Genomic DNA, 17,306 nt, shown 5'->3' with positions numbered 1-17,306 from the left:
ACCGTAGGGGTGGCGCGGTGCCAGCTGGCACCGCGCCTCCCGTCCGTCAACGGATCCCGACTACGACTGCTGCGCGCGCTCCAGCACCAGCTCACGGACGCGGGCGGCGTCCGCCTGGCCCTTCATGGCCTTCATGACGGCACCGATGATCGCGCCGGCGGCCTGGACCTTGCCGTCCTTGATCTTCGCGAGCACGTCGGGCTGGCCGGCGAGTGCCTCGTCGACCGCGGCGGTGAGCGCCGAGTCGTCGGACACGACCTTGAGACCGCGCGCCTCGACGACCTGGGCCGGCGACCCCTCGCCGGCGATGACGCCCTCGAGCACCTGGCGGGCCAGACGGTCGGTCAGGTCGCCGGACTCGACGAGGGCGATGACCTCGGCGACGTGCTGCGGCGACACGAGGTCACCGGGCTCGGCGTCCTGCGCGTTCGCGACGCGGCTGATCTCGCCCGTCCACCACTTGCGGGCGGCCTGCGGCGCTGCGCCGGCGGCGACGGTGCCCTCGACCTGGTCGAGCAGTCCGCCGTTCACGACGTCCTGGAACTCCAGGTCGGCGAAGCCCCAGTCACCCTTCAGGCGACGACGGCGTGCGACCGGCGCCTCGGGCAGCGACGCCCGGAGCTCCTCGATCACCGCTGGGTCGGGCACGACCGGCAGCAGGTCGGGCTCGGGGAAGTATCGGTAGTCGTCAGCGTCCGACTTCGGACGGCCGGACGAGGTACGACCGGTGTCCTCGTGCCAGTGCCGGGTCTCCTGCGTGATCGAACCACCGGCGGCCAGGATCGCTGCCTGACGCTGGATCTCGTAGCGGATCGCGCGCTCGACGGCACGGAACGAGTTGACGTTCTTCGTCTCGGTGCGCGTACCGAGCTTCTCCTGCCCGCGGGGACGCAGGGAGATGTTGGCGTCGCAGCGCAGGTTGCCGCGCTCCATGCGGGCCTCGGACACACCGAGCGCCCGGACGAGGTCGCGGATGACCTGCACGTACGCGGCACCGAGCTCGGGGGCACGGTGCTCGGCCCCGACGATCGGCTTCGTGACGATCTCGACGAGCGGCACCCCGGCGCGGTTGTAGTCGACGAGCGAGTACTCGGCGCCCTGGATCCGGCCGGTTGCCCCGCCGACGTGCGTCAGCTTGCCGGCGTCCTCTTCCATGTGGGCGCGCTCGATCGGGACGTTGAAGATCGTGCCGTCGGCCAGTTCGACCTCGACCTCGCCCTCGAACGCGATCGGCTCGTCGAACTGCGAGACCTGGTAGTTCTTGGGGTTGTCCGGGTAGAAGTAGTTCTTCCGGGCGAACCGCGACGACTCGGCGATCGAGCAGCCGAGCGCGAGCCCGAGCTGGATCGAGTAGCGCACGGCCTGCTCGTTGACGACCGGCAGCGAGCCGGGCAGCCCGAGGTCCACCGGCGTCACGTTCGTGTTCGGCTCGCCGCCGAAGAAGTTCGGGGCGTCCGAGAACATCTTGGTCTTCGTCGCGAGCTCGACGTGCACCTCGAAGCCGAGCACCGGCTCGTAGCGCTCCAGTGCCTCGTCGAAGTCCATCAGCGCGTCCTTCTGCGCCATCAGATCACACCTTCCTGCGCTGCCGACTGCTGACTCTGGTCGAGGTCCGGGATCCGGTCGATGAGCGGGCCTCCCCACTGCTGTTCGAGCAACCGCTCGAGCGCCGCACCGTAGCGGTACAGGCGGGCGTCCTCGCGCTGCGGGGCCATCAGCTGCACGCCGACGGGCAGCCCGTCCTCGGGCGCGAGGCCGTTCGGGATGCTCATGCCGGGCACGCCGGCCAGGTTCGCCGGGATCGTGGTGAGGTCGTTGAGGTACATCGCGAGCGGGTCGTCGATGCGCTCACCGATGGGGAACGCGGTCGTCGGGGCCGACGGGCTGATGAGCAGGTCGACGTGCTCGAACGCGGCCTGGAAGTCGCGCTGGACGAGCGTGCGGACCTTCTGCGCCGAGCCGTAGTAGGCGTCGTAGTACCCGGCACTCAGGGCGTAGGTGCCGAGGATGATGCGGCGCTTGACCTCGGGCCCGAAGCCGGCTTCGCGCGTGGCGGCCATGACGTCCTCGACCGTGGCACCGTTCTCCGGGGTGACGCGGAGGCCGAAGCGCACCGAGTCGAACTTCGCCAGGTTCGACGAGGCCTCGGCCGGCAGGATCAGGTAGTAGGCGCTGATCGCGTACGCGAACGACGGTGCGTCGATCTCGACGACGACAGCACCGGCCGACTCGAGCAGCGCCACGGTCTCCTGGAAGCGCTGGGTGACACCGGCCTGGAAGCCGTCGCCGCCCGCGAGTTCCTTGACCACACCGACGCGGAGACCGCGGAGCGTGTCCGCCTGCAGTCCTTCGCGGGCGGCGGCGGCCATCGAGGGCCAGGCGTCGGGGATCGAGGTCGAGTCGCGCGGGTCGTGCCCACCGATGACGTCGTGCAGCAGCGCGGCGTCGAGGACGGTGCGGGACACCGGACCGACCTGGTCGAGGCTGGACGCCAGGGCGATCGCGCCGTAGCGGCTCACGCCGCCGTAGGTGGGCTTCACGCCGACCGTGCCGGTGACGGCGCCGGGCTGACGGATCGAGCCGCCGGTGTCGGAGCCGAGTGCGAACGGGGCCTCGTGCGCGGCGACGGCCGCGGCCGACCCACCACCAGAGCCGCCGGGGATGCGGTCGAGGTCCCACGGGTTGTGGGTCGGGCCGTACGCCGAGAACTCGGTGGTCGAGCCCATCGCGAACTCGTCCATGTTCGTCTTGCCGAGCGGCACGAGACCGGCGGCGCGGAGCTTGGCGACCGGGGTGGCGTCGTACGGCGGCACCCAGCCCTCGAGGATCTTCGACCCCGAGGTGGTCGGCATGTCCTGCGTGCACAGGACGTCCTTGATGGCGATCGGCACACCGGCGAGGGGGCCGAGGTCGTCACCGGCCGCACGACGCGAGTCGATCGACTTCGCGACGGCGATGGCGTTCTGGTTGACGTGCAGGAAGGCGTGCACGTCGCCGTCGACGGCGGCGATGCGGTCGAGGTGGGCCTGGGTGGCCTCGACGCTCGAGACGTCGCGCGCCACCAGGGCGTCGGCGAGCGCCGCGGCACTCATCTTCGTGATGTCGGTCACTGCTCTTCTCCCAGGATGGCCGTCACGCGGAATCGTTCGCCGTCGGAGTCGGGCGCCCCGGAGAGCGCCTGCTCCTGCGTCAGCGTCTTGCCGACGACGTCGGGGCGGGTGACGTTGCCGAGCGGCACGGGGTGGCTCGTCAGCGGCACGTCGTCGGTCGCGACCTCGGCGACCTTGGCGACGCTCTCGACGATGTGCGACAGCTCCCCGGTCAGCTTCTCGATCTCGTCGGGGGTGAGTGCGATGCGTGCGAGGTTCGCCAGGTGGGCGACCTGCTCGCTCGTGATGTCAGGCATGGTGCTCCATCGATCGGTTCGTGGAATAGCCGACAGTCTATTGGCTGGCCCGGGCGCGCAGGCACGGCTGTGGACGACCGCCCGGAGGCCCGTCACCGGTCCGCCGGACCGGTGACGGGCCTCCGCACCGTCACTTCCCGTTCTGGTCGCCCGCCGCCGGAGCCGCCGTCGCGGCGGGTGCCGCCGGCGCGGCCGGCGCTGCGGGAGCAGCCGGTGCGGCTGGTGCCGCCGTCTGCGCCGGCGTGGTCGGCGTCGACTGGTCGGTCTGCGACGCTCCCGATCCCGACGACGCCGAGGACTGCGACTGCGAGGACGCCGACGAGTGGCTCGCCTGCCCGATCATCGCCTGGCTCGGCGTCGGCAGGGCGTCCCCGCCGACCGACTGGTCGAGGTACGCCATCATCGACTTCCCGACCCCGAACTTCGCGCTGTACCCGGTGGTGCCCTGCAGGAACGGCCAGTTCGCCAGGCTCACACTTCCCTTGACGTTCCCGATCCAGGTGGCGTTCGTGTACTTCGTCGACGACGCGACGAGCCAGTTCTGCACGTCGCCGTCGGTGGTGCCGGTCTTCGCGAACTTGGGGATGCTGTCGCCGGGGTTCGCGCTCGCGGCGGTCCCGGAGCCCGACAGCACGCCCTGCAGCGCGTAGTCGACGGTGCCGGCGACGTCGGCCGAGACACCCTGTGTGCAGGACGACGGCGTGGGCGTGATCTTCGTGCCGTCCGACTCGGTGACCGAGTCGATCGCGGTCGGTGTGCAGACGACACCACCGTTGGCGAAGCCGGCGTAGGCCTCGGCCAGGTCGATCGGCGACAGCTCGTTGACGCCGAGGATCGACGACGGCGTCTGCCCGAGGGCGGCCCCGTCGGCGCGGTGGATGCCCATCGACTGTGCGAGCTGCGCGATCCGGCACAGGTCGAGTTGCTTGCCCATCGCGCCGAACGCGGTGTTGATCGACTCGACGGTCGCGGCCTGGACGGTCATCGACGACGGCACGGCCTCGGCGTTCGCGACGGGCCACACCCCGCCGCTGACGTTCTCGCAGGAGTTCGTGAACTCCGAGTTCTGGAACGTGTGCTCGGTGGTGGAGACCGATTCGGACAGGGTGTGACCGCTGGCGAGCCACTCGGCCAGCGTGAACACCTTGTACGTCGATCCGGTCTGGAACCCGCCGGAGTTGCCGTACCCGGAGTCCGCGCTGTAGTTCACGGCCGTCGACCCCGCCGCGGCGTTGTCGCCCTGCGTGTACGAGGTGTTCTGCACCATCGACATGATGCGTCCGGTCCCGGGCTCGACGGTGACGTTCGAGCCGCCGACGTCGACGCCGGCCATCGTGGCGGGCACGTAGCTCGACAGCGCCGTCTGCGCCTGGCTCTGCAGGTCGAGGTCGAGTGACGTGTGGATCTGCAGGCCCTTGGTGTCGAGCGTCGCGATGCGCGCGGCGGCGGTCTTGCCGAACGCGGGGTCCTGCAGCACCTGGTCGCGGACGTAGTCGCAGAAGTAGCCGGCGTCGTCGTTCGTCGCCGCGGTCGAGCACCCGTTCGCGGTCTCGGTGATCTTCGGGGTGACCGGGGTCGCGATGGCCTTGGTCATCTCGGCCTTCGTGATCGACCCGTGCGCCTGCATCCGGCGGAGCACGTAGTCGCGGCGCTCCTTGGTGAGCGCGTAGCCGTTGGCCTTGCCGTTGTCCTTGTCCGTGGGCACGTCGATGCGCAGGTTCGACGGGTTGTTCAGGATCGCGACGAGCGTGGCCGACTGCACGAGCGACAGGTCCTTCGCGTGCACGCCGAAGTAGTACTCGGCGCCGGCCTCGGCACCGTAGACCCGGCCGCCGAGCCCGACGATGTTGAGGTACCCGGTCAGGATCTCGTCCTTCGAGTACTTCTTGTTCACGGCGATCGCGTACCGCATCTCCTGCAGCTTGCGCTGCGGGGTGACACCGGCGGCGTCCTGGTAGCACGCCTCGACCTTCTTCTCGGTGGCGGCCTGGTCCGTGCCGGTGAGTTCCTCGCACTGCTGCACGAGCACGTTCTTCACGTACTGCTGCGTGATGCTCGATCCGCCCTGCACGTCGCCGCCCACGACGGTCGCGGCGACACCGCGCAGCGTGCCGAGGACGTCGATGCCGCCCTCGTCGTAGTACCGGGGGTCCTCGGTGTCGATCGCGGCCTGCTTGAGCGTGTCCGCCATCGCGTCGGCCGCCACGTTCGTGCGGTTCTCGGCGTAGAAGGACGCGATCTTGACCTGCTTGCCGCCCTTGGTCGCGTAGACGGACGACACCTGCTGGGGCGTCTGCACGTCGAGGTAGCTCGGCAGGTCCTCGAAGAAGGCGACCGCACCGGACGTGCTCTCGCCCGCGACGGCGACCGCCGGTGTCACCGCGACGGCGACGAGCATGCCGGCGAGCACCGACATCACCACGAACATCAGGAGAGCCCCAGGCCTTCGCACCACACGCATGCCCCGAACCGTAGGGAGGCGGGCTGTACTGGTTCTGCCGTGGAACCGACTCAGGCTGCGCCGTCGCTCAGGTTGCCGTCCAGGCACCGCCCGTCGCGGGTCGCGATCCGCACGGGGTCGCCGATCCGGACGGGAGGCCCGGCGCGGCTCCGGCAGGTCGGCCGCCGGTCACGATCCGGTCACGCCCAGGGCGTCACACGGCCGTCGACGGCACCCGGGGTCAGTCGCGGGGCTGCAGGTCCTGCGGGCGGACGAGGTACATGTCGACCGACGCGCCGACGACGCCGTCGTCGCCGCTGTCCCCGCGTCGGATCTGCTCGCGGACGAGGTCGCCACGACCGATGCCGATCAGGGCGACGTCGTGCAACGAGGCGGTGCCGGGCTTGAGGTAGTCGTTGTGCCCGACCGGCCGACGGAACACGTCTCCGGCGGCCTGGGGGTCGGCACCGCCCGTCAGGTCGAGCGTCGTCGCCCCGAACGCCGCCCCGCCGGGGTCCGTGCCGAAGTAGCCGGACGCGGCGATCGGGTCGCTGTGCGCGGCACCGACGAACACCTCGCCGTGTGCGACTGCCAGGTCCGCGGCCGAGTGGACGTCGCTGCCGGGCGACCCGAGGACGGTGAGGCTGTCGGCGCGCATCCGTCCGGAGGCCAGCGCCATCAGCGCCATCGTGGAACCGTAGGAGTGCGCCACGACGTTGACGCGCGGCTGGTCGCCGTCGCGGATCTGCCGGAGGCCGTCGACGGTCCGTTCGAGCCGCTCCGCGCCGGTGTCGGCGAGGTCCAGCGACATGATGTTCGACAGGTCGGGCGTGCGGTAGCCCATCCACGCCACGACCGCGACGCCCGTGCCGTTGGCGGAACCTCCGGCTGCGAGCGGTGCGAGGGTGGCCTGCTCGCTCGCCAGGTCGTTCGCCGTGTCGGTGAAGTCGGGCATCTGCCCGGTCACCGTGAAGAACATCCCGGGCACGATGACCGTGACGTCCGCCGCGGTGTCGAGGTCGCCGATGCTGATCGCCGCGCGGCCGGCACCCCGGGTGTCGAGCGTGATGAGGGACCGCGACGGGTCCCCCGGTTCCTGCCGCAAGGAGTCCCGGACCTGCCCGAGCATCGCTGAGCGCGCGGTGCTGGCGGCCGGGTCGGAGAGGCCGGCGGCCAGGGTCGAGCGGTTCGCCCGGTCGCGCACCACGTAGGGCACGCCCTCGAGGTTGCCGACGATGGACGGTGCGTGGGCGACGAGCGCGTCCTGCTCGTCGGCGCCGAGTCCCGCCCACCACTGCCCGACCACGGCGGCCGCGGGCGGGTCGTCCTGGGCGGTGGCCGCGACTCGGCGGTCGTCGGCAGCACGACGCAGGTCTCCGGCGTCCAGCACCGCGAGGTCGTCGAGGAAGGACCGCCCGTGTGCGCCGGCGACGTCGTCGACGCCGATCTGCTCCCTGGTCGTGGCCAGCCGGGCGACCGGGTGGGCCGGAGGCGCGACGGGTGCCTCGACCACTCCGAGTGAGTGCATCGAGGCGGTGAGCAGAGCCGCGGCGATGAGCAGCATTCGGGTCTCCCCCTGGAAGGCCGTCCCACCGTCTCCCTGCAGACGATGGGTGATGCTCTCTCGAGTGTAAGGAGAATGCCCGAGGATCGGTCATGCGCGATGCAACTTGTCCCCCGAACTGGGTTCATCCCGCGGCGCGCCGCGGGATGCGGACACGTCGAGCGTGTGATCGGAGTCGTGCTCAGCTCTCGGTCGTGGGTGTTTCCGGCTCGGCGAGCGCGGTCGGACCCTGCGTCACGAGCAGGTGGAACTGCTCGGCGTCGATGATGCGGAGCCCCAGCTGCTCGGCCTTCGTGAGCTTCGATCCGGCCCCCGGCCCCGCCGCCACGAAGTCGGTCTTCTTGCTCACGCTCGACGCGGCCTTGCCCCCTGCGGTGATGATCGCCTCGAGGGCGCCTTCGCGCGTGTAGCCCTCGAGCGAACCGGTGGCCACGACGGTGACGCCGGTGAGCACACCGCCCTCGACCGCCGCCCCACCGGGGCCCGGGTGGTCCGGCGTCGTGAACTGCACGCCGGCCGCCGTCCACCGGTCGATGATCTCGCGGTGCCAGTCGACCTCGAACCACGCGAGCAGGGCGTCCGCGATGATCCCGCCGACACCGTCGACGGCCGCGAGTTCCTCGCGCGAGGCGCTCCGGATCCGGTCGAGCGACCCGAAGTGGTTCGCGAGCGCCCGCGCGGCCACCGGCCCGACGTGCCGGATGCTCAGCCCGACCATGATGCGCCAGAGCGGCTTCGTCTTGGCGGCGTCGATGTTCGCGAGCATCTCGAACGCGTTCTTCGACGGGTAGCGGCTCGGCTCGCCGGTGTAGTCGGCCCCGCGTGCCTCGGCGTCGAACGGCGGATCGGTCTTCTTGCGCGCGCGGCTGAACGGCGTGACCCGCTTCGGCGTGCCGGCGTCGTCGACCTTCTCCATGCCGGTCTCGGCGTCGCGAACGATGACCTCGATCGGGACGATGTCCTGCATCGTCAGGTCGAACAGCCCCGCTTCGGTCTCCAGCGGCGGGGTCTCCGGGTGCAGCGGCTGCGTGAGCGCTGCCGCGGCGACCTCGCCCAGCCCCTCGATGTCGAGCGAGCCGCGGGACGCGATGTGCTCGACACGACCGCGGACCTGCGCGGGGCAGCTCTTCGCGTTCGGGCAGCGGAGGTCGATGTCGCCTTCCTTCGCGGGGGCGAGCTCGGTGCCGCACTCCGGGCAGTTCGTCGGCATCACGAACTCGCGCTCCGTGCCGTCGCGCAGGTCGACCACCGGCCCGAGCACCTCGGGGATGACGTCGCCGGCCTTCCGCAGCACGACGGTGTCACCGATCAGGACGCCCTTCGCCTTGACGACCTGCTGGTTGTGCAGCGTGGCCTGGCGGACGACCGACCCGGCGACCTCGGCAGGGGCCATCACGGCGAACGGGGTGGCACGGCCGGTCCGACCCACGCTGACCACGATGTCGGTGAGCGTCGTGTGGACTTCTTCCGGCGGGTACTTGTAGGCGATCGCCCACCGGGGTGCCCGTGACGTCGACCCGAGTTCCTCGTGCAGGGCGAGGTCGTCGACCTTGATCACGACGCCGTCGATCTGGTGCTCGACCGAGGCGCGGCGGTCACCCGTCGAGCGGACGAAGGCGTTGACCTCGTCGATGGTGTCGAAGACCCGGTAGTGGCTGCTCGTCGGCAGTCCCCAGGTGTCGAGGAGCTCGTACACCTCGGACTGCGAGCGGACGTCGGTCTCCTGCTCGAGTTCCCGCACGGGCCACGCGCCGATGCCGTGCACCAGCATGCGCAGGCGGCGGAGCCGGTCCACCATGAGCGCGCGCTTCGCCTCGGACTTGCCCTCTTCCTTCTGGCGGAGGGACCCGGCGGCGGCGTTGCGCGGGTTGGCGAAGACGTGCTCCCCCGCCTCGCGCTGGTTCGCGTTGAGCTCGTCGAACTCGGCGACGGGGAAGAAGATCTCGCCGCGGACCTCGACCAGGGGCGGGTGGCCGGTGCCCGTCAGGCGGTCCGGGATCGTGCCCATCGTCCGCACGTTGCCGGTGACGTCCTCGCCCACGACACCGTCACCACGGGTCGCCGCGGACACCAGCCGGCCGTGCTCGTAGCGCAGGTTGATCGCGAGGCCGTCGATCTTCAGCTCGGTCAGGAACCGGACCCGCTCGGCGCCGGCGTCGCGCTGCACCTTGACGGCCCACTCGGTGAGCTCGTCCGGGCTGAACACGTTGTCGAGCGAGAGCATCCGCTCGGCGTGCTCGACCGGCGCGAACTGGGTCGTCTGCGCGTGCCCGCCCACGGTCTGGGTCGGGCTGTCCTCGGTCAGGAGCTCGGGGAACCGCTGCTCGATCGCGTCGAGCCGGCGGACCAGCACGTCGTAGTCGGCGTCGGCCTCGGGTGATCCGTTCTCGCCCTGGTAGTACGCCTGGCGCAGTTCGTTGATGCGTGCCCGCAGCCGGTCGACCTCGCGCCCCGCCTGGGCGGCGTCGAGCCCGTCGGGGTCGATGGTCTCGAACGTGGCGTCGGTCTCGCTCATGCCAACAGTTCTACCGTGTGCCACCGACGCGGCGTGCAGCGAGCCCCCGCCCCGGGAGCGGCGGTGTCAGGCGTCGACGGGGACGGCGCTGACCGTGCTGTCGATCGTGCACTGCCCGAGCACCCGGGTGCCGACGTAGACCACGGCCGTCTGACCAGGGGCGACGCCGTGCAGCGGCTCGGCGACGTCGATGACCAGCACGTCGTCCTGCACCCGCGCGGTCGCCGGCACCGGGTCGGCGTGCGCCCGGATCTGCACGTCGCACGCGAACGGCGTCTGCGGCTCGGCGGGGGCGGTGCCGGCCCACGTGAAGCGCGAGCCCGACATCGACGACACGGCCAGGGCCTCCTTCGGACCGACCACGACGGTGTTGTCCTTCGGGCGGATCTCGAGCACGAACCGGGGCTTGCCGTCGGCGGCGGGGCGACCGAGGGCGAGCCCGCGACGCTGCCCGACCGTGTAGCCGTGGGCGCCGTCGTGCGAGCCGACGACCGTGCCGTCTCGCTCGACGACGTCACCGGTCTCGCTGCCGACGCGGTCGGCGAGCCAGCCGCGGGTGTCGCCGTCCGGGATGAAGCAGATGTCGTACGAGTCCGGCTTCTGCGCGACCGTCAGGCCACGCTCGGCGGCCTCGGCCCGGACCTCGTCCTTCGACGGGGTCGCCCCGAGCGGGAACATCGCGTGCTGGAGCTGCTCGGCGGTCAGGACCCCGAGCACGTAGGACTGGTCCTTCGCCCACGCTGCCGACCGGTGGAGTTCGCGGGCGCCGTCAGGGCCGGTGACGATCGAGGCGTAGTGTCCGGTCGCGACCGCGTCGAACCCGAGGGCCAGGGCCTTCTCGAGCAGTGCGGCGAACTTGATCCGCTCGTTGCACCGCATGCAGGGGTTCGGGGTCCGACCGGCCTGGTACTCGGCGACGAAGTCGTCGACGACGTCCTCCTTGAACCGGGCCGAGAAGTCCCACACGTAGTACGGGATCCCGAGGGCGGACGCGGCGCGCTGGGCGTCCATCGAGTCCTCGATCGTGCAGCACCCGCGGCTGCCGGTGCGGAGCGTGCCCGGCATCCGGCTCAGCGCGAGGTGCACCCCGACCACGTCGTGTCCGGCGTCGACCGCACGGGCAGCCGCCACCGCCGAGTCGACCCCACCGCTCATCGCTGCCAGAACACGCATGCCTCCAGGGTAACCCGCCGACGAACCGGTACCGCTGGCGTACCGTTGGTCGAGCGATGTCCACGACCGAGAACGACTCATTCGACTTCCGGTCCGTCCTGTTGTCCGGGTTCCTGCCCGCGGCGCTCTTCGCGATCGGCGAGGGTGCGATCATCCCGATCATCCCGATCGCCGCGGACTCCCTCGGCGCGACCCTGGCGTTCGCGGGCTTCGTCGCGTCCCTGATCCTGGTCGGCGAGCTCATCGGCGACGTCCCCTCCGGCATCGTCGTCGCCCGGATCGGCGAGCGGAACGCCATGATCGGCGCTGCCCTGGTGTCCGTGGGCGGCCTCGTCGTCTGCACGACCGCGGCGAACGCCTGGGTGCTGGCGCTCGGGGTGTTCCTGGTCGGTGTCTCCACCGCGGTGTTCGCCCTCGCCCGGCACGCCTACATGACGACCGCCATCCCGGTCCGGATCCGCGCGCGGGCCCTGTCGAGCCTGGGCGGCGTGTTCCGCTTCGGGTACTTCGTCGGCCCCTTCATCGCCGCCGGCGTGATCCACCTGACCGGCACCACCGCCAGCGCCTTCTGGATCCACGTCGTGTGCTGCCTGGCGGCGGCGACCGTGCTCCTGGTGCTCCGCGACCCGGCGACGGGCGCACGCGGTCTGCGGTTGCCGCCACGGGCCTCCCGGTCGGGGTCGGACGCGACCGACGTGACGGAGCCGTCCACGGACACCGGCGCGGTCTTCGTCGAGAAGGAGGCGCACGGCCTCTTCCGCACCATCCGCGCGAACGGCGCCGTCCTGCTGCGCCTCGGCAGCGGTGCCGCCCTGATCGGGGCGATGCGCGCCGGGCGGCAGGTCATCCTGCCGCTGTGGGCGGTCAGCGTCGGGGTGGACGACTCGACGGCGGCGCTGATCATCGGCATCGCCGGTGCGGTCGACTTCGCGCTGTTCTACACGAGCGGCCAGATCATGGACCGCTGGGGGCGCCTGGCGAGCGCGCTCCCCTGCATGCTCGGGCTGAGCATCAGCTACTTCCTGCTCGCGTGGAGCGGCCACCTCGACGCCCGGGTGGGCTGGTTCGTGGGGATCGCGATGGGGATGTCGCTCGCCAACGGCGTCGGATCCGGCATCCTCATGACGCTCGGCGCGGACCTCGCCCCGCGGGACGACCCGGCGCCGTTCCTCGGCGCGTGGCGGTTCACCGGCGACTTCGGGTCAGCCGCGGCGCCGCTGGTGATCTCGGGGGTGACGGCCGTCGCGACGATCGCGGTGGCCAGCGGCGTGATGGGCGTGCTCGGCCTGATCGGCGCCGGCGTGCTGCTGCGCTACGTGCCCCGGTACCTGCCGCGGCAGCTGCGCTGACGAGCGCGCTGCGCGCGCTGCCGTCTCGTGCGAGGTTCCGTACTCGGTGGCACCCTGCGTGCCCCGCACCACGTCCAGTACCTCGCACCACGTCACGTCCGGCGCACGGTGCGCGGCACGGACGGGAGGCCCGGCGCACGTCCGTCTCGCCGCGCGCGCTCGGTAGACTGCCGCTGCTCGCGGGAGTGGTGGAATCGGTAGACACGCAGGATTTAGGTTCCTGTGCCCCAGGCGTGAGGGTTCGAGTCCCTCCTTCCGCACCGGCCGTTGCTTGCTCACGCATCTCATACCGTCGGCGGACGTCCGCGTCATCGGCGGACGGTACCCTCGTCGTGCGGGTGCACCTCCCGTCACCGCATCCGCACGACCGGAAGAGACATGCACTCCGTCGCACTCGCCCTGATCCCATGGCTGGATCCGCAGTACATCCTCGACCACTTCGGGGCCGTCGCCGTGCTCGTCGTCTGTGCGATCGTCTTCGCCGAGACCGGTCTGCTCATCGGCTTCATCTTCCCGGGCGACAGCCTGCTGGTCATCACCGGGCTGTTCGCCTTCGACCGCGGCGGCGAGATCGGTGGCATCCCGATCTGGGTCGCCGCGCTGATGATCGGTGCTGCGGCGTTCCTCGGCGGGGAGCTCGGCTACTACATCGGCAAGAAGGCCGGTCCACCGATCTTCGAGCGCAAGGAGAGCGGTCTGTTCTCCAAGGCGAACGTCGAGCGGACCAACGCCTTCTTCCACCGCTTCGGCCCCCTCGCCGTGATCCTGGCGCGCTTCGTGCCGGTCGTCCGCACCTTCGCGCCGATCGCCGCCGGTGTCGGCCGGATGGACTACAAGAAGTACTCGCTGTACAACGCGATCGGCGCCGTTGTATGGGGCGTCGGCGTGACGTTCCTCGGGTACTTCATCGGGCACATCCCGTTCATCGCCCACATCGTGCGCGAGTACATCGACATCATCCTGCTCGCCGCCGTCCTGGTGACCGTCGTGCCGATGGCGCTGACGTACATCCGGAACGCCCGCAAGGCGAAGAAGCACGAGGCCGAGGCCGAGACGCCGGCCGCCGACCCGCAGCTGTAGCGAACTCCGGACGCCCGCCGCACAACCGCAGTCGCCCCGAACCACGGATTCCCGCGGTTCGGGGCGACTTCGGTTGTGCAGAACGAAAGCGCACCGGCACCGACACCTACACGCCGAAGTGCTCCCGGACGGTCGGCGCGATGCCCCGGAACGCCTTGCTGCGGTGCGACAGCGCGTTCTTCTCGTCGCGGGTGAGTTCGGCCGACGAGCGGTCGGCGTCGTCCGGCCGGAACACCGGGTCGTAGCCGTGGCCGCCGTCGCCGACGGGCTCGGTCAGCACCTCGCCGTTCCACACCGCCTCGATGACGTGCTCGAACCCGTCGGGCGTCACGAACGCGGCCGCGCACACGAACGCGGCTGTGCGCTCCACGACGCCGTCGAGGTTCTGCAGCAGCAGCGCGATGTTGTCGGCGTCCGACCGGGTGCCCGCGTACCGCGCCGAGTGGATGCCCGGGGCACCGTCGAGCGCGTCGACCGCGATGCCGGAGTCGTCGGCGAGCGCCGGCAGCCCGGTGTGGGCGACCGCGGCACGGGCCTTGATCAGGGCGTTCGCGGCGTAGGTGTCGCCGTCCTCGACCGGCTCGGGGCCGTCGTAGCCGACCAGCTCGACACCCTCGCCCAACGCCGACCCGAGGATCTCGCGCAGTTCGACGACCTTGCCCTGGTTGTGGGTGGCCAGCACCACCTCGCGGGACGTCACGCCAGGCCCAGGACCGAACGCTGGATCGCCGCGAGCGACTGGTTGCCGGCCAGGCCGAGGTCGAGCAGGACGTTCAACTCGTCGCGGTCGAAGGGCGCGTGCTCGGCGGTGCCCTGCACCTCGATGAACTTGCCCGACCCGGTCGTGACGATGTTCATGTCGGTGTCGGCGGCCGAGTCCTCGGTGTACGCCAGGTCGAGCATCGGCTCGCCCTTGACGATGCCGACCGAGATCGCCTGCACGCTGTCGGTCAGCGGAGTGGCCTTCTTGCCGATGAAGCCCTTGCCGCGGCCCCACTCGATCGCGTCGACCATGGCCACGTAGGCGCCGGTGATCGACGCCGTGCGGGTGCCGCCGTCGGCCTGTAGCACGTCGCAGTCGATGACCAGTGTGTTCTCGCCGAGGGCCTTCGTGTCGACCACGGCACGGAGCGACCGACCGATCAGCCGGGAGATCTCGTGGGTGCGGCCACCGACCTTGCCCTTGATCGACTCGCGCTGCATGCGCTCGTTCGTCGACCGCGGCAGCATCGAGTACTCGGCGGTGACCCAGCCGGTGCCCTTGCCGGCGAGCCAGCGCGGCACGCCGTTCGTGAACGAGGCGGTGCAGAGCACCTTCGTGTTGCCGAACGAGATGAGCGCGCTGCCCTCGGCCTGCGAGCTCCACCCCCGCTCGATGGTGACGGGGCGGTGGTCCTCGGCCTGGCGGCCGTCGATGCGGGTGGTCATGGTGTCCTTTCGGTCCGGCCTGGAGGCGCGGTGCGGGTCATCGGAGCGGGCGGCGGCGAGCGGCGGGTCGCCGCTCAGGCCCGCCCACGGGGCAGCGTGATGGCGCCGGTCTCGAGGTGGCCGACGCGGACGATCTCGGGGCCGAGGAACCGGCGGGCGAGCCGCAGGAACCCGTCCTCGTCGTCGCCGGTCGACTCGAACGAGTACGTCGGGGCGGTGGTGGTGGTGCGCTCGAGGCCGTGCTCGACGAGCCGGCGGTACACGTCGCTGGCGGTCTCCTCGGCACTCGACACCAGGGTGACGTCCGGGCCCATCACGTACTGGATGGCGGCTGACATCAGCGGGTAGTGGGTGCAGCCGAGCACGAGGGTGTCGACGTCGGCGGCGCGGATCGGGTCGAGGTACCCGGCGGCGACCTCGCGCAGCTCCGGTGACGAGGTGTCCCCCGCCTCGACGAACTCGACGAACCGCGGGCACGCCGCCAGGCTCAGCGTGACGCCGGAGGCCACGGCGAAGGCGTCCTCGTAGGCACGCGAGGTGATGGTGCCGACGGTCCCGATGACGCCGATGCGCCCGGTCCGGGTCTGCTTCACGGCGGCGCGGGCGGCGGGCTGGATGACCTCGACCACCGGGATGCCGTACGCCTGCTCGTACCGTTCGCGGGCGTCGCGGAGCACGGCCGACGACGCCGTGTTGCAGGCGATGACAAGGGCCTTGACGCCCTGCTCGACCAGGTCGTCCATGACCTCGAGCGCGTAGCGGCGGACGTCGGCGATGGGCTTCGGGCCGTACGGCGAGTGCACGGTGTCGCCGACGTACCGGATGCTCTCGCGCGGCAGCTGGTCGATGATCGCGCGGGCCACGGTGAGCCCGCCGACCCCGCTGTCGAAGACTCCGATCGGTGCATCCGTCACGGTGACCAGCGTACCGACGCTCGCTGCGGACGTCAGGATGGACCGCCTGCGCGCCGCGGGCCGGGCGCCCGAGGCGATCCGGGCCTCCAGGAGGTCACGTCACTATTGTCGACAGCGTGACCAGCGCGCTCCTGACGGACCAGTACGAACTCACCATGGTCGACGCGGCCCTGAAGGACGGGACCGCCGACCGGCGGTGCGTCTTCGAGGTCTTCGCCCGGCGGCTCCCCGACGGGCGGCGCTACGGCGTGGCGGCCGGCCTCGGCCGGTTCTTGACCGCACTCGGCGACTTCCGCTTCGGCGACGACGAGATCGGGTTCCTGCGCGACCGCGGGGTCATCGACGCGGGCACCGCAGCGTGGCTCGCCGACTACCGGTTCACCGGAGACATCCGGGCGTACCGCGAGGGCGAGGTGTACTTCCCGAACTCCCCCATCCTGCAGGTCGAGGGCACCTTCGCCGAGGCCGTCGTGCTCGAGACCCTCGCGCTGTCGGTCTTCAACGCCGACTCCGCCATCGCCTCGGCCGCCGCACGCATGGTCTCCGCTGCCGACGGTCGTCCACTCGCCGAGATGGGCTCGCGCCGCACCGGTGAGTGGAACGCCGTCGCCGCCGCACGGGCCGCGTACATCGCCGGGTTCGGCGCGACGAGCAACCTCGAGGCCGGACGCACCTGGGGCATCCCGACGATGGGCACCGCGGCGCACGCGTTCACCCTGCTGCACGACTCCGAGGAAGCAGCGTTCCGGTCCCAGCTCGACGCACTCGGCAACGGGACGACGTTGCTCGTCGACACCTACGACATCGAGCAGGCCGTCGACACGGCCGTCCGGCTGACCGACGGCAAGCTCGGCGGCGTCCGCATCGACAGCGGCGACCTGCCCTCCGTCGTCGCGGCAGTCCGGGCACAACTCGACCGTCTCGGCGCGACCGACACGAAGATCACCGTCACGAACGATCTGGACGAGTACACGATCGCGGCTCTCCGCGCGGCACCGGTCGACTCGTACGGCGTCGGCACTTCGGTCGTCTCCGGGTCGGGGCACCCGGCCGCGGGCATGGTGTTCAAGCTCGTCGCGCACCGCGGGGCCGACGCCGACGGCGAGTGGGTCTCCGTCGCCAAGAAGTCGGCGGACAAGGCCTCGATCGGTGGGCGGAAGGAAGCCGGGCGGCGGCTGCGCAACGGCGTCGCCACGGCCGAGGTCGTGCTCACGGCCGGACAGGTCGGGCCCGACGAGCGCCCGTTGCTCGTCCCCGTGGTCACCGGCGGCGAGGTCGATCCGGCGTTCCTCGGCGCTGCCGGGGTCGAGGCCGCTCGGGCGCACCACGCACGGGCGAAGGCCGAGCTGCCCGCGGACGCCGCCCGCATCGGCCGCGGCGACCCCGCCATCCCGACCCTGGTGATCTGAGCGGTCTGCGGACGCAGACGACGGACGG

The 17,306-nt window shown here is 71.2% G+C and carries 13 protein-coding genes and 1 tRNA gene; 4 read left to right on the top strand and 10 right to left on the bottom strand.

Annotation, left to right across the window (positions count from 1 at the left end):
• Positions 1-60 precede the first annotated feature (60 nt).
• The 7 genes from gatB to mnmA form a co-directional block, all read right to left on the bottom strand.
• Complete coding sequence (gene gatB, locus ITJ59_RS16850; RefSeq protein ID WP_194652424.1) at positions 61-1,566, bottom strand: Asp-tRNA(Asn)/Glu-tRNA(Gln) amidotransferase subunit GatB; 1,506 nt, start codon at positions 1,564-1,566, stop codon at positions 61-63.
• Positions 1,566-3,092, bottom strand: a complete 1,527-nt coding sequence (gene gatA / locus ITJ59_RS16845; protein ID WP_228511779.1) for an Asp-tRNA(Asn)/Glu-tRNA(Gln) amidotransferase subunit GatA — start codon at positions 3,090-3,092, stop codon at positions 1,566-1,568. Before gatA ends, gatB begins: the two co-directional genes overlap by 1 nt.
• A gap of 14 nt (positions 3,093-3,106) precedes the next feature.
• Positions 3,107-3,406: an Asp-tRNA(Asn)/Glu-tRNA(Gln) amidotransferase subunit GatC gene (gatC, locus tag ITJ59_RS16840; RefSeq protein ID WP_194652422.1), complete on the bottom strand. Its 300-nt coding sequence runs from the start codon at positions 3,404-3,406 to the stop codon at positions 3,107-3,109.
• A 130-nt stretch (positions 3,407-3,536) separates the two neighbouring features.
• Positions 3,537-5,867: a transglycosylase domain-containing protein gene (locus ITJ59_RS16835; RefSeq protein WP_194652421.1), complete on the bottom strand. Its 2,331-nt coding sequence runs from the start codon at positions 5,865-5,867 to the stop codon at positions 3,537-3,539.
• Between the two features lie 220 nt (positions 5,868-6,087).
• A complete protein-coding gene (locus ITJ59_RS16830) occupies positions 6,088-7,410 on the bottom strand; it encodes an alpha/beta hydrolase (RefSeq protein ID WP_194652420.1) in 1,323 nt (440 codons plus the stop codon).
• 181 nt (positions 7,411-7,591) lie between these two features.
• The gene (ligA, locus tag ITJ59_RS16825) at positions 7,592-9,925 is read right to left on the bottom strand and encodes an NAD-dependent DNA ligase LigA (protein WP_194652419.1); all 2,334 of its coding nucleotides are present in this window, start codon (positions 9,923-9,925) and stop codon (positions 7,592-7,594) included.
• Positions 9,926-9,991: 66 nt separating this feature from the next.
• Positions 9,992-11,098: a tRNA 2-thiouridine(34) synthase MnmA gene (gene mnmA / locus ITJ59_RS16820; protein ID WP_194652418.1), complete on the bottom strand. Its 1,107-nt coding sequence runs from the start codon at positions 11,096-11,098 to the stop codon at positions 9,992-9,994.
• Positions 11,099-11,154: 56 nt separating this feature from the next.
• On the opposite strand from mnmA, the gene ITJ59_RS16815 reads away from it, so the two are divergent.
• The 3 genes from ITJ59_RS16815 (at position 11,155) to ITJ59_RS16805 (ending at position 13,527) form a co-directional block, all read left to right on the top strand.
• On the top strand, positions 11,155-12,447 hold the full coding sequence (locus tag ITJ59_RS16815; protein ID WP_194652417.1) for an MFS transporter: 1,293 nt from the start codon (positions 11,155-11,157) through the stop codon (positions 12,445-12,447).
• Positions 12,448-12,626: 179 nt separating this feature from the next.
• Positions 12,627-12,707: transfer RNA gene (locus ITJ59_RS16810), tRNA-Leu, on the top strand.
• 118 nt (positions 12,708-12,825) lie between these two features.
• On the top strand, positions 12,826-13,527 hold the full coding sequence (locus ITJ59_RS16805) for a DedA family protein (protein ID WP_194652416.1): 702 nt from the start codon (positions 12,826-12,828) through the stop codon (positions 13,525-13,527).
• Positions 13,528-13,633: 106 nt separating this feature from the next.
• On the opposite strand, the gene rdgB is transcribed toward ITJ59_RS16805, so the two are convergent.
• The 3 genes from rdgB to murI all read right to left on the bottom strand — a co-directional run bounded on the left by rdgB (position 13,634) and on the right by murI (position 15,869).
• Positions 13,634-14,227: an RdgB/HAM1 family non-canonical purine NTP pyrophosphatase gene (gene rdgB, locus ITJ59_RS16800; RefSeq protein ID WP_194652415.1), complete on the bottom strand. Its 594-nt coding sequence runs from the start codon at positions 14,225-14,227 to the stop codon at positions 13,634-13,636.
• Complete coding sequence (rph, locus tag ITJ59_RS16795) at positions 14,224-14,955, bottom strand: ribonuclease PH (protein ID WP_194652414.1); 732 nt, start codon at positions 14,953-14,955, stop codon at positions 14,224-14,226. Before rph ends, rdgB begins: the two co-directional genes overlap by 4 nt.
• A gap of 74 nt (positions 14,956-15,029) precedes the next feature.
• The gene (gene murI, locus ITJ59_RS16790) at positions 15,030-15,869 is read right to left on the bottom strand and encodes a glutamate racemase (protein WP_194652413.1); all 840 of its coding nucleotides are present in this window, start codon (positions 15,867-15,869) and stop codon (positions 15,030-15,032) included.
• Positions 15,870-15,985: 116 nt separating this feature from the next.
• Here murI and ITJ59_RS16785 point away from each other — a divergent pair, with 116 nt between their 5' ends.
• On the top strand, positions 15,986-17,278 hold the full coding sequence (locus ITJ59_RS16785; RefSeq protein WP_194652412.1) for a nicotinate phosphoribosyltransferase: 1,293 nt from the start codon (positions 15,986-15,988) through the stop codon (positions 17,276-17,278).
• The last annotated feature ends 28 nt before the right edge of the window (positions 17,279-17,306 follow it).

The sequence above is a fragment of the Curtobacterium sp. VKM Ac-1393 genome (genome assembly GCF_015350995.1).
Lineage (GTDB): Bacteria > Actinomycetota > Actinomycetes > Actinomycetales > Microbacteriaceae > Curtobacterium.
The sequence above is the reverse complement of the archived record's forward strand: the minus strand, read 5'-3'. Positions and strand labels throughout refer to the sequence as shown.